Raw genomic sequence first — 12681 nt, forward strand, 5'->3', positions numbered from 1 at the left:
GGATCCCTCACAGATTCCGGGCGATGGCGCTGATGAAGTCGCGCGAGTCCATGGGTGGAAGCGCGATGGCCTCGATGCGGCTCAGCAGCACGCGGTACTTCTGCAACTGCTCCTCCGCGTCGAGGAAGACGGGACCGTGCGACTGATCGAGATTGACGCTGTCGAGCTGCTGTACGGCACCGTTGATGTAGTAGATCGACTGCCCCGAGCCGGCGAACGCTCCGGCTGAGAACGGAATGACCTGGAGCCGGACGTGGGGGCGCTCGCTCATTTCCGCCAAGTGCTCGAGCTGGCGGCGGGCCACTTTCGGGCCGCCGAACTGCATCCGCAACGCGGCCTCGTGGATGACCACGCGCTGGACGGTCGGCGGATCGCGGAAGAGGACCGACTGCCGCTTGATGCGGAATGAGACGCGGTGCTCGATTTCGGGTGGTGAGAGCTCCGGCGCGTCCTGGCGGAAGACCTCGCGGGCATGCTCAGACGTCTGGAGGAGGCCGGGGATGTGGACGGTGACGGAAGTGCGCAGCTGCTCCGCGTGATGCTCGGCTTCGGCGAGGTCCAGGAGGGGCGCGGGCAGCAGATCCCGGTACTCCTCCCACCAGCCGCGCGTACGGTCGCTTGTCATACCGCAGAGCGCCTCGACCACTTCGGTGTCGGCGCACCGGTAGTGGTCGGCCAGGGTGCGGACCCTTTCCGGGCTCACCCCGACGCGGCCGGCTTCCATGTTGCTGATCTGGTTCTGCTTCACGCCCAGGAGTCGGCCGGCCTGCGTCGCGGTGAGTCCGGCTACTTCACGGAGCTTGCGCAGTTCGCTGCCGAGACGCAGTTGGCGTCCCGTCGGGTTGCTTCTCACCGGTCGGTTCGCCCCCTTGAACGTCTTGTCACCCACACGGGTAGAAGTGCACTCATTAGCCAGCTTTCGGTTAATACATTAGCCAGCCCTGACTACCGTGGGCTCCAGGCCACCTGCCCGGAAGTACCCCGCTCGACGGAGCGGTCTCGTCACCGGGCCATGCGACACGCACATCCCCACACTCCTCCGTGAACGGAGACTTCCATGGCTCTGGCCACCGTAACGCCGCCCTGGGCGTACACCCTCCAACTTCCGCAGGATCCCCGTGGGCCCGGGATCGCGCGGGCCACTCTGCGGACCGTGCTGCTGGTGCACGGGATGCGGGATCTCATCGACACCGCCGAACTGCTGGCGGGCGAGCTGGTCACCAACGCCTACAGGCACTCCTCGGCGCCCTACTCGCTCCGGCTGCGCGGAGCGGGGCGGGACCGGGTGCGGGTCGGGGTGTGGGACAGCAACCCGGTGATCCCGGATCCGTTCGCCCGAGGCGGCATGGACGAGCCGGGCGCTCCGGCCGAGCGGGGGCGAGGGCTTCAGCTCGTACGGGAGTGCGCCGAGAGCTGGGGCGCGTACCCGATCAGGGGCGGACTGCCGGGGCAGGGCGGGAAGGTGCTGTGGGTGGAGTGCACGGCTCCGCGCCACCCCTGATCGGGCCCGGCGGGATCAGCCGGTGGTGTACCGGGCCTCGAAGGCCCGGAAGGACTGCTCCTGACGCCATTCCAGGCGCGCCTTCGGGTTCTGGGCGGTGAACCGGGCGCAGCGTGCCGAATCGGGGGCCTGGCACTCCGCGACCGGGCGGAAGCCCTGCCGTACGGGGTCGGGGCGCCACAGGCTGCGGCCCGGCAGGAAGGCGTACTCCAGGGACGCCCGGGCAAGGTCCTTCAGCTCCGGGTAGCCGAGCCCGTAGGTGACGGCCGCCCGCCGGTACTCCTGGCCGATGTCACCGCGCGACACCCCGGGGTCGTCGGTGGACAGCACCACCGGGACTCCGTACTTCCGGTAGACGGGGAACGGGTGGTCGTCGCCCTCGACCTGGAGGATCTGCGCGTTGCTGGTGAGGGGGACCTCGACGGCGATCTGGCGGCGTGCCATGTCGCGTGCCAGGCGCTGCCAGTCGTCCTCCTGCACGAGGTCGACGCCGTGGCCGATGCGTTCGGCCTGGCCGGTGCGTACGGCGTCGTCGATGTGGAAGGTCAGGTCGTCGGGCTTCACCAGGCCGGCGACGAGCTCGCCGGCGTGCAGGGTGATGTGGGCATCCGGATAGACGCCGTGCAGGTAGTTCAGCATGCGCATGTGCAGGCGGTAGTCGCGCAGGGAGATCTCGCCGTCCTCCGGCTGGACCAGGTTCACGGCGACGAAACGCCGGTCTCGTTCGGCCAGGCGGAGGCCTAGGGCGATCTGGGTGAAGACGCGTTCCGGGGCGCTGTTGCGCGACACCTGGGACACCCAGCGCACCGTGATCCGGCATGCCGGGCGGGGAGCGGTGGTCGCGCAGTGCGCGGTCTCGCGGAACTCCGCGTCGGCGGTGTCGGCTTCCTGCTCGGCGGTCGACACCAGCTTGTCCAGCCTGCCGCCGGCGAGAAGCTTGCGGTGCAGGGCGGCGAGGTCCGCGTCCCAGCCGACGTCGGCTGCCAGCTGCCTCGCTCCCGCGGAGGCGGGGCTGACCATGGTCTCCAGATACGTCTGGTTCTGCGCCGCCGCCGTGCCCGCCACATCGGCGAGCATCTTCCCCCGGTGCGAGGTCGCGGCCCCGAACTTGCCGAACGTGGCGAAGAAGTGGTCGTGGCCCGACTCCCCCTGGGGGAAGTCCTGCATGGACCAGGCCCGGATGATCTTCTGTCGGAAGCCGGCGTCCGTGAGCGCGTCGGCGGCGGGCCGGGTGCCGGCGGCACACGGCGGCGCGACGGCGGTCATCGTGGCGTCGATGCACAGCCCGTCGTCGGCCGCGAGCTGGATGAGGTACTCGGTCCGTACCGCACCGGACAGGTGATTGTGCAGGTCACCGCCCTTGGGAAGATCACGGAAGAAGCGGGCCGCCTCCGTGGGATGGGTGTTCAGCCAGGCAGCCGTGCGGGCCTCGGCGGGGGTGGTGGTCCTGGGCGGCGGTACGGAGACCGTAGCGGCGGCCCGTGCGGAGGGGCCGGTGGGCAGGGACGCGGCGAGAGCCGCCGCTGCGAGCCCGGTGGCTGTCAACAACCGGCGGAGTCGCGCTGAGTTGTGGTGTACGGAGATCACGCCTCGCATGATCACGAAGAGTGGCGCGCGTGACCCGGGAGCGCGTGGGCCAAGCCCCGTAAACCATCCGTCCGGGGGACAGCCGACCGCCCGGGCTGTCAGGCGCGCAGCTCCGGGGGGAAACCGGTCCACCGCAGGTCCGCCGGCAGGTGGCCCATGTCGTTGACCATGAGCGGGGAGGCGGGGCTGCCGGGCGCGTAACGGATCACGGTCAGCGCGGCGTTGGCGTGATTGAGGCCCAGCCAGCGCCAGGCGGGAGCGTCGAGGGCGGCCCGTACCAGCCAGGCGGCCAGGAACGCGTGGGTGATGAGCAGCTCGTGGCGGGGCTCGTCACCGTCCACGGCCCCGGTGAACCGTGCTTCCGCCGCGCGCGCGAGCTCCGGGCCGTGGCGGCGCTCGTGCTCCGGGAACTGCTCCAGGAACGTGAGGAACCGGTCCGCCGACTCCCTCGGAAGCTCGTCCCGGCGCGGGACGTACGGGACGTAGTCCCCGGCCGGCTCCGACACCACCAGGGGGATGTCCTGCCCGAGCCGCTCGTGGGCCAGCCGGGCGGTCTGCGCGGCGCGGGGGAGCGGGCCGTGGTGGACGGCGGAGAGGGGTATGTCCCGGAGCCGCTCACCGAGGAGAGCTGCCTGGTGCCGACCCCGGTCCGTCAGCTCGGTCTCGTCCGGGGACGCCTCGCCGTGCCGTGCGATGTACAGGAAACGGGTGGATACCGGGGTCGGGGCGACGGTGGTCATGGTGGGCCTTTCGGCTGGTGGTGCGGATGCAGGGGTTGACGGTCTCCTCCTCCGGCCGGTTCCGGGCTCCGGTCGGGATCGGGGCCGCGCGGGGTCGCGCGTTCGGGTGATGCCGGAACGGGCGCGTCCTTGTCGCGACAGGGGGCCCGGCTCCTGTCGTCGGAATGCCGGGCGTGTCGGGTACGCCGCGTTTGGCACAGTGCCGCTCCGTGACCGAGGAACGGGGTGAGCGGGATGACCGTGGTGCAGGGGCTGAGTGACCCGGTGGGACCGGCGGGCGGGGGCGGCCAGGGGCCGAGGCTGAAGCACAGCGACGGGCCGTGGCTGCGGGCCGCCGGGGGTGCGGACGAGCTGGTGTCCCATCTGGGACCGGTGCGGGGTGAGTTGGCAGTGGCCCATCAGGGACTGCTGGCGGGTGCGGGCCGGCTGACCGCGCTCGCGGAGTTGGCGGCCGTACGGGAGTCCTGGGAACGGCGGATCCAGGCGGCCCAGGGCGAGTGCGGCAGCCTCGCGGCCAAGCTGCGGGACGTCGCACGTACTCAGGGCGCCACGAACGAGGCCGTCAGGTCGTCCTTCGCCGGGGTGTTCCCGCGCACGGGTGCCGAGCAGTGACTCCGACGCTGACCTGGACGCAGTTACGGGACCTGAAGTGCGCCGAGCTGGAAGGCGCGGCGGACGGCTGGGGCAGGTCGAGCAACCGGGCCGACGCGGCACGGGACCGCGTCGAGCAGCAATTGCTCACCGGGCTCCGCGACACGCAGGAGGGTGAGGCGGCGCAGGCGGCCGTCACGCGGCTGCGACAGCTCGGGCGCAACTTCCAGTACGTCTACACCGAGTGCGGGCTGCTCCGCACGACGCTGAACTCCCTGGCCCACGAGATGAGGACCCAGCAGCGGGCCCTGAACGAAGCGCTCGACGACGCGGCGGCGCTGAGGTTCACGGTGCAGGCGGACGGGACGGTGACGTATCCGGCGGCAGGGGAAGGGCTGATCGACGGCTCGCCACTGCAAGGCGGTACGGCGTCGTCGAGCGGGACGCCTGGGCTGGTACAGCCCACGGGCCTGGTCGCCCCCAACCCCAACGCTGCGAAGGCCCAGGACATCGCCGACCGGGTGGCCGGGGCGGCGCGGGCGGCGGCCGAGATCGACTGGCGCTACGCGGGGATCCTGCGCCGGCTGAAGGCGGAGGAGGGCCTGAAGGTTCCGGACTCCACCTGGAAGGACGCGGCGGGCGACGCGGCGGAGGTCCGTGACGCGGCGGGCGCCTACCTCAAGGACGCCATCCCGCACGATGCGTCACCGGCGGAGCGGCGGGACTGGTGGGCGGGCCTGTCCCAGGAACAACGCGAGGAGTACCTCGCGGTGTACCCGGACCAGATCGGCAACCTGGACGGAATCCCGGCCCTGGTCCGCGACGCGGCCAACCGGGACAACCTGCAGTTGCTGATCGGCAAGCTGGAGGGCCGGGAGGACGAGAGGTCGATCACGCAGCTGGCGGGGCTACGGGAGATCGACCGGCAGCTGGGGGCGGCGGCCAAACCGGGGGAGCCGCCGATGTTCCTGCTGGGCATCAGTGACGAAGGGAACGGGCGAGCGATTGTCTCGTACGGCAATCCCGACACGGCGAGGCATGTGGCGACGTATGTGCCGGGGTTGAATACGTCGCTGGATCAAGACTTCGCGAAGAACGATCTTAAGCGGGCTTTGGATACAGCGAAGGGTGCCCGCTACCACGATCCTTCGAGCGCAGCAGTCGCCTGGCTGGGATACGACGCGCCGCAGGCTGTCGACGGCCTGAGCAGCTTGGCTGTGGCCGGTGAAGGGAGGGCGATGGACGGTGGTAGGCGCTTGAATGATTTCACGGCAGGATTAGTCGCAACGAACGAAAATGAAGATCCGCATATGACGGCCATTGGTCACTCGTATGGGTCTCGAACCGTGGGGGCGGCGACTCAACAGGGCGACGGGCTTCCGGGGATTGACGACATCGTTCTGGTGGGCAGTCCAGGGGTGGGTGTCGATCGTGCTGAGGACCTAGGGGTGGGGAAGGAGCACGTGTTCGTCGGAGCGGCGGAGAATGACGTGGTGACAAAACTGCCCTCGAAACAGCAAGCAGCTGCTGGCGCCGTGGCTGCCCTTTCTGGGCCGTTCATCTATGTAGTGGGTGACGTTGCAGACCAGGGTGACGATGATCTTTGGTTCGGTAAAGATCCAGCGAGTGAAACATTTGGCGCCAAGCGATTTCGTGTCGACGACGGCCCTGACCTAGTTAGTGCCAGTGGTATGTCTTTGGATGCGCACTCTCAATACTTTGACCCCAAGAGGGATGCGGCATCGGCACATAATATCTCGCTTATTTCCGCGGGGCGTTCGCAGAAAATCAACACTCAGGAGTACCGATGAAGTGCTGGATTGCTACTTCGATCGTTTCTCTTACCGCCCTGGCGTCGATCGCGGGTTGTGCAAGTGGAATGGAAACTTTGGGTGGGAGCGAAAGGTCTGATATGGACATGCAGCAAGCGGCGCGGCGGGCGGACGATATCCTTGATGATCTTTTTAAGGAGATCAGGCCGGAAGTGAAGTGGACGCACGACACAACCAGTCTCGGAAGCTGCGATGTAACCAGACGGCGCGCAGTCATGACCATCGTGTCCGCAGAGCGCAGAGGTAACTTCCTCGGCGTGGTGGACCGGGCTTGGCGTAGCAACGGATACCGGATGAAATCCATCAACAACGATCCGGACGTTCCCGCGATCTTCGCCCAGACGAAGGACGGGTTCGGTGTCAGCCTGATCGTCGGAGGTGAAGGGCAGGTGTTCTTCGAGGTCGACACCCCCTGCGTCGAGGAGTCCGAGGTCGCCGAGTCCACCACGCAGGCGACCGCGCCCACCTACGAGGGCGAGGAGCACATCCCCCGCCCCAACATCCGCTCCCCCTTCTGGTCCGCCGGCGCCCCCTGACCCCCCGTGGCCGCCCCTGACGCCCCCTCATGCCCCCATCGATCCGTACACACCAGCGAATCGCGTCGTGAACCAGGCCCGTATGGGGGATGGTTGGGGGGTGCGGAAATACTGGGTGTTCGTCGGCGGTGGGATCGGGCTGGGCCTGTGCTTCATCGCCCTGCTCGTCGTCGGTACGTACTCCGCCGCCGCCGGTATCGCCGGGGCGAGCGGGGCCGTCGGGCTGGCCAAGGGGGCGGTACCCGCGCGGTATCAGCCGCTCGTGGAGAAGTGGGGCAACCTCTGCCCGGCCATCAACCCCGCGCTTCTGGCGGCGCAGTTGTACCAGGAGAGCGGCTGGAATCCGCGCGCCCAGAGTCACGCCGCAGCACAGGGCATCGCGCAGTTCATCCCCGGGACCTGGGCTTCGCACGGGATCGACGGGGACAAGGACGGGGACCGGGACGTCTGGGATCCGGCCGACGCGATTCCGTCCGCCGCGTCCTACGACTGCGAGCTGGCCGGGTACGTCAGGAAGGTGCCCGGCGACCCGACCGACAACATGCTCGCCGCGTACAACGCGGGTGCGTACCGGGTCATCCGGTCGGGTGGGGTCCCCGCGATCAGCGAGACGCAGAACTACGTCAAGATCATCCGGTCCCTGGAGAAGAGCTTCGCCAAGCCGGTCGGCCGGGTGCAGCCCTCGCAGCAGGCGGCCGGGGCGATCTACTTCGCGCAGAAGAAGCTGGGCACTCCCTACCTCTGGGGCGGTAACGGCACGGCTGACCAGGGTGGCCGGTTCGACTGTTCCGGGCTGACCCAGGCCGCTTACCGGACGGTGGACATCGAACTGCCCCGGGTGGCCAACGACCAGTACAACGCAGGGCCCCATCCCTCCCGGGACGAGCTCCTTCCCGGCGACCTGGTGTTCTTTTCGGACGATCTGAACAACTCGCGGGCCATCCGGCACGTGGGCCTCTACGTCGGCGGCGGGTACATGATCAACGCGCCCTACACCGGTGCGGTGATCCGGTTCGACAAGATCGACACCCCGGACTACTTCGGTGCGACAAGGGTCACGAAGGACGGGGCCGCGGCCCTCCCGACCACCCTCCCGGAAAGCTGACGCCCAGTCGGCCATGGCTGGAACTCTCCGTGAAGCCCGGGCCCTGAGCTGCGACGATGAGTCACTCTTCGATAACGTCATGGTGATCATTCGGTGGAGAACGGAACGTACACAGCTGACAGGCCGTTCCCTGGACTGGGACAGCATGCGCACATGACCATGCGTGCCTGCCCGGACCAGTCGGGCGTGACGGCATCATGGCGTGACGCGGCACTGAATCCGCACCGACCACGGGGGTCATACCAAGGCGACGCACGGCGTTGTGCGTCGCAGCAGCAGACAAGGCAAGGGGCCGCGGCAGATGGCTGGACTCGCACTCGATGGGTCGAACCCCGATGTCAGCCTGCTCTACGACATCAACGGGCTGGCGAAGGCCGCTCCGACCTGGTTCGACCGGGCCATGGAGTTCGTCGGTGAATTCGGGATCATGTTCGCCATGGTCCTGGTGGTCCTGTGGTGCTGGTGGAGCGTGCGCCGACGCGGGACGACCGAGGACTCGGTGACGGCGGTCGCCGGACTCGTGTGGGCGCCGCTGGCTGCCGGGATCGCGCTCCTCATCAACATTCCCATCCGGGGATTCGTGGAGAGGCCCCGCCCGTTCTTCGACCACGAGGGCCTCGAAGTCCTGGTGAAGGGCAAGACGGACTTCTCCTTCGTGAGCGACCACGCGACCATGGCTATGGCGATCGCGGTGGGGCTCTTCGTGGCCAACAGGAAGTTCGGCCTGGTGGCGATCGCGCTGGCGCTCCTGGAGGGCTTCTGCCGCGTCTACATGGGCGTGCACTATCCGACCGACGTGATCGGCGGCCTGGCTCTCGGCACGGCGGTGGCGCTGCTTCTCGCCCCGCTCGCGATGATGCTGCTGACGCCGCTGGTGGGGGCCGTGGCCCGGACCGGCACGGTCGGCCGGCTCGTCCGCTCGGGCGGAGCGGTCGACGCGGCTGACGGACGGGACGCGGCGCGCGGGGTACCCGAGCACAGCGCGGGTGCCGGACGTGGCGATGTGCCCGGCGAGAGGGATCTCGCCGCCTGACGAGGTGGTCCGACGGTGTGAGTGAGGGGCGTCCGGCGAGGGCGCCCCTCACGCATGTCCGGCCCGCCTGCCGTCGTGCCCGCCCTGCCGTCGTGCCCGCCCTACCGTCGTGCCCGCCTGCCGCCGTGCGCGGTTGCGCGGGTACCCGTCGCGGGAGGGAGCAGGAGAGGGGCGCGCTGTTCATTGGCCGGAATTCGATCGTCGCGTCCTCCTCGCCCGTTCCGGCGTCGGGGCATCATGTCCGGAGATCCGGGGGGTGATGTGTGTGGCCGGTCGGCGGCCGTCACGGCAGGAAGTCAATCGGCGCCGCGAGCGTACGGGTTTCGTGGGCCGCCGGGGCGAGCTGGCGGTCTTCCGGGAGACCTTCGCCCGGGACCCGGAGGAGGTCGACTTCCCGTTCCTGTTCCATGTGCGCGGGAACGGGGGCGTGGGGAAGACGACTCTCGTACGGCAGTGGGAGTCGGCTGCCCGTGAGCAGCCCTCGGTCGTCACGGCGTACGTGGACGACGAGGTGCACGACGCGGTCGAGGCGATGGAAGCCGTCAGTGCCCGGCTGGGCCGCCAGGGGCACCCGCTGAAGAGGTTCGACAAGCAGCTGGCGACCTACCGTCAGCGTCGGCACCAGGCCGAGAGCGCCGCCCCCGCGCCCCAGCCCGACATCGCGAACGGTCAGGCCGGGGCGCCCGTACCGGCCGCCTCGCCGTCGAGCACGGTGGCGGCGCAGGTGGGGCTCGTCGGGCTGGGCATGGTGCCCGGGGTCGGGGCTTTCGCCGGCGCGGTCGATCCCCAGCAGGTCGCGCTGGGCGCGGACCGGGTGCGGGCCGCCCTCAACATGCGCCTGCGCAGCCATGACGACGTGCAGCTGGTGATGAATCCGGTGGCGGTTCTCGCCCCGGTCTTCCTGGAGGACCTTGCCGACCTGGCGGAGCGGTGCGAGCGGGTGGTGCTGTTCTTCGACGTGTACGAGCGGACGGGGCCGGTGCTCGACGCCTGGCTGCACGCCATCGTCTTCGGCGAGGAGTACGGGGGGCTGCCGGTCAACGTCCAGGTCGTGCTGTCCGGGCAGCCGCGCCTGGACCCCCGGGTGTGGGGCGATCGGCTGGGCCAGGTCACCGAGGTGTGCCTGGAGGTGTTCACCGAGGAGGAGGCCCGCACCCTGCTCGCCGGGCACGGGGTCACCGACGAGCCCAGCATCGAGCTGGTGCTGCGTCTGTCGGGGCGGCTCCCCCTGCTGGTCGACATGCTGGCCCGCAGCGGTGCGAGCTCCGGCGACAGTTTCGGGGACCCGTCGGAGACGGCCGTCGAGAGGTTCCTGAAGTGGGAGCCGGACGCGGAGCGGCGCGAGGCGGCGCTGGCCTGCGCGCTTCCTCTGCAGATCGACGAGGACATCTACCGCGCGGTCGTCCCGGAGGCGGCCGGGAGCTATGCGTGGCTCCGGACCCTGGCATTCGTGTCTGTGCAGGCGGGCCGCTGCCGCTACCACGACGTCGTACGCGCCGCGATGCTCCGCCTGCAGCGGACCCGGTCGCCCGCCCGGTGGAAGCTGGCACACACCCGGCTCGCCGACCTGTTCCAGCAGTGGCGGCTGGCGGTGGAGGCGGAGGTCGGCACCGACACGGAGGACCACTGGAGGGATTCCGCCTGGCGGGAGCACCGGCTGAACGAGACGTACCACCGGCTGTGCGCGCATCCTCGTACCGCGTTGCCCGACGCACTCGGCCAGGGCCCCTTCGCCGTCGAAGCCGACGTCGCGACGCTGCGACGCTGGGCGCAGATCATCGGCCGCGCGGGAGTGGACACCGACTCCGCGGTCCTCGCGGCATGGGGCCACCGTCTCGAGGCGGCGTCCGAACAGGAGAGGCCGGGCGCGGCCGTGCTGACCGTGCTCCTGGGTGCGTCGGAACTCGACGCACCGGGACGGGCGTCGGCGTACGCCATCCGTGCCGCGGAATGCCGGGGCGCGGGTGACGCGGAGGGTGCGCTCGCGGACTGTGCGGCGGCCGTCGCCCTCGCGCCGGACTCGGCCCGGCCCCATGCGGGGCTCGGGGAGACCTACCGGGTCCTGGGCCGGTACGAGGAAGCGGTCGCCTCCTGCACGCGCGCGGTGGAGATCGAGCCGCGGTACGTCCTCGCCTACGGGAGCCGTGGTGACGCCTACCGGAATCTGGGGCGCCATGACGAAGCCCTCGCCGATTTCGGCCGCGCCGTGGAGATCGATCCGCAGTACGCCTGGGCGTACGCCAGCCGAGCGCGGGTGTACGAGGCCCTGGGCCTACAGGAGGAGGCTCTCGCCGACTACGACCGGGCGATCGGGATCGACCCGCTGTACGAGTGGGCCGTCGGGAGCCGGGCGCAGCTCTTCGAGCGGATGGGCCGCCATGACGAGGCGCTGGCCGATTTCGGCCGGGCCGTGGAGATCGACCCGCAGTACGCCTGGGCCTATGCCGGTCGCGCGAAGGTGTACGGGGCCCTGGGCCGGCAGGACGAGGCTCTCGCCGACTACGACCGGGCGATCGGGATCGACCCGCTGTACGAGTGGGCCGTCGGGAGCCGGGCGCAGCTCTTCGAGCGGATGGGCCGGTACGAGGAGGCGCTGGCCGATTTCGGCCGGGCCGTGGAGATCGATCCGCAGTACGCCTGGGCGTACGGCAACAGGGCGCAGGTCTACGAGGCCCTGGGCCGGCGGGAGGAGGCTCTCGCCGACTACACCCGGGCGATCGGGATCGTGCCCGAGTACCTGGGCGCCCTCGTCGGCCGGGCTCAGGTCCATGCCGAACTGGGCCGTCATGAGGAGGCGCTCGCCGATTTCGGCCGGGCCGTCGAGGCCGCGCCGGACTCCTCCTGGGCCCGCACCGGTCGCGGGAAGGCGTACGAGGCCATGGGGCGCCACGAGGAGGCGCTCGCCGACTACACCCGGGCCATGGAAATGGCGCCGGACTACGCCTGGCCTGTCTCCGCGCGTGGCGCTCTCCACCTGCGGCTCGGCCGGTACGAGGAGGCTCTCGCGGACCTCAGCCGTGCCGTCGGGAGCGATCCGTCGTCCGACTGGCCCCTGTATCTCCGCGCTCGGACGTATCTGTGCCTGGGCAGGCACGAGGACGCTCTCGCCGACTGCGCCCGTACCGTCGAGATCGACGCCGAGGACGGCTGGAACCAGATGCTGTACGCCCTCGCCCTGCGCTCGGCGGGCGACACCCAGGGGGCTCGTGCGCGTTTCGCACGTGCGACGCGCTGCTTCACCGCCGCCGACGCGGGCGACAGCGAGAAGGCCGTGGGCGCGCGCCAGGGGCTGCTCGTCCTTGCCTGCGCCGAACTCGACGGCGAGGCGGCGGCCATCAGGTGCGAGGCGTTCGTCGGGGCGGAGGAGGACCTGGTCACGGACACGATCGAGGACCTCCGCTTCGTGTCCGAGGTCGCCCCGGGGACGGCGCCGGTCATCGCGTCGGTCGTGCGGCGGCTGCGGGACACCCCCTAACGGGACCCGTCCGGCTCCGCGAGGTGTTCCTCCGCGTCCGTGCGGGCGCGGTCGCGCGAGCGTCTGGCCGGTCCCGACCAGCCGCAGGCGCATCGCGCCAGACAGAACGAGCCCCGTTCGACGGTCGTGGTGCTGTGTGCCGGCGCGGGGCTGTGGACGGGCGGGTCCGTGAAGTCCTGATGCACGCGTCCACGGTACTGGGAGCGCCGTGGGGCGGTCGGGGAGTGGGCCGATCGGCTGCCGGAAGGGGCCCTGTGGCGTGACGGGGCGCTCCGGCGGTC

The 12681-nt window shown here is 70.1% G+C and carries 11 protein-coding genes; 7 read left to right on the forward strand and 4 right to left on the reverse strand.

The features are described 5' to 3' along the window. Window positions 1–7: 7 nt before the first annotated feature. Entirely contained in the window at window positions 8–853 is an 846-nt protein-coding gene (locus ACHFIV_RS00100; RefSeq protein WP_398961667.1) for a helix-turn-helix domain-containing protein, read from the reverse strand. A 204-nt stretch (window positions 854–1057) separates the two neighbouring features. Here ACHFIV_RS00100 and ACHFIV_RS00105 point away from each other — a divergent pair, with 204 nt between their 5' ends. Further along, window positions 1058–1501: an ATP-binding protein gene (locus ACHFIV_RS00105; protein ID WP_398961670.1), complete on the forward strand. Its 444-nt coding sequence runs from the start codon at window positions 1058–1060 to the stop codon at window positions 1499–1501. 15 nt (window positions 1502–1516) lie between these two features. Here ACHFIV_RS00105 and ACHFIV_RS00110 read toward each other — a convergent pair whose 3' ends face one another. Both ACHFIV_RS00110 and ACHFIV_RS00115 read right to left on the reverse strand, forming a co-directional pair. Further along, the gene (locus tag ACHFIV_RS00110; RefSeq protein ID WP_398961673.1) at window positions 1517–3097 is read right to left on the reverse strand and encodes an adenosine deaminase; all 1581 of its coding nucleotides are present in this window, start codon (window positions 3095–3097) and stop codon (window positions 1517–1519) included. Window positions 3098–3186: 89 nt separating this feature from the next. Beyond that, on the reverse strand, window positions 3187–3828 hold the full coding sequence (locus ACHFIV_RS00115) for a histidine phosphatase family protein (RefSeq protein ID WP_398961675.1): 642 nt from the start codon (window positions 3826–3828) through the stop codon (window positions 3187–3189). A 234-nt stretch (window positions 3829–4062) separates the two neighbouring features. Here ACHFIV_RS00115 and ACHFIV_RS00120 point away from each other — a divergent pair, with 234 nt between their 5' ends. The 6 genes from ACHFIV_RS00120 to ACHFIV_RS00145 all read left to right on the forward strand — a co-directional run bounded on the left by ACHFIV_RS00120 (window position 4063) and on the right by ACHFIV_RS00145 (window position 12400). Then, the gene (locus ACHFIV_RS00120; RefSeq protein WP_398961678.1) at window positions 4063–4440 is read left to right on the forward strand and encodes a hypothetical protein; all 378 of its coding nucleotides are present in this window, start codon (window positions 4063–4065) and stop codon (window positions 4438–4440) included. Continuing rightward, a complete protein-coding gene (locus tag ACHFIV_RS00125) occupies window positions 4437–6230 on the forward strand; it encodes an alpha/beta hydrolase (RefSeq protein WP_398961680.1) in 1794 nt (597 codons plus the stop codon). Before ACHFIV_RS00120 ends, ACHFIV_RS00125 begins: the two co-directional genes overlap by 4 nt. Before the next feature lie 68 nt (window positions 6231–6298). Then, window positions 6299–6787: a hypothetical protein gene (locus ACHFIV_RS00130; RefSeq protein WP_398962344.1), complete on the forward strand. Its 489-nt coding sequence runs from the start codon at window positions 6299–6301 to the stop codon at window positions 6785–6787. 115 nt (window positions 6788–6902) lie between these two features. Then, complete coding sequence (locus ACHFIV_RS00135) at window positions 6903–7892, forward strand: C40 family peptidase (RefSeq protein WP_398962347.1); 990 nt, start codon at window positions 6903–6905, stop codon at window positions 7890–7892. Window positions 7893–8193: 301 nt separating this feature from the next. Further along, window positions 8194–8925, forward strand: coding sequence for a phosphatase PAP2 family protein (locus ACHFIV_RS00140; RefSeq protein ID WP_398961683.1), 732 nt, complete (start codon window positions 8194–8196; stop codon window positions 8923–8925). Window positions 8926–9250: 325 nt separating this feature from the next. Continuing rightward, window positions 9251–12400 carry a tetratricopeptide repeat protein gene (locus ACHFIV_RS00145; protein ID WP_398961685.1) on the forward strand — a complete coding sequence of 1050 codons (3150 nt, stop codon included), beginning with the start codon at window positions 9251–9253 and terminating at the stop codon, window positions 12398–12400. Here the strand turns inward: ACHFIV_RS00145 and ACHFIV_RS00150 are convergent. Continuing rightward, window positions 12397–12585, reverse strand: a complete 189-nt coding sequence (locus tag ACHFIV_RS00150) for a hypothetical protein (protein ID WP_398961687.1) — start codon at window positions 12583–12585, stop codon at window positions 12397–12399. The genes ACHFIV_RS00145 and ACHFIV_RS00150 overlap by 4 nt on opposite strands. Between the last annotated feature and the right edge of the window lie 96 nt (window positions 12586–12681).

This window comes from Streptomyces sp. ALB3, assembly GCF_044385685.1.
Taxonomy (GTDB): domain Bacteria; phylum Actinomycetota; class Actinomycetes; order Streptomycetales; family Streptomycetaceae; genus Streptomyces.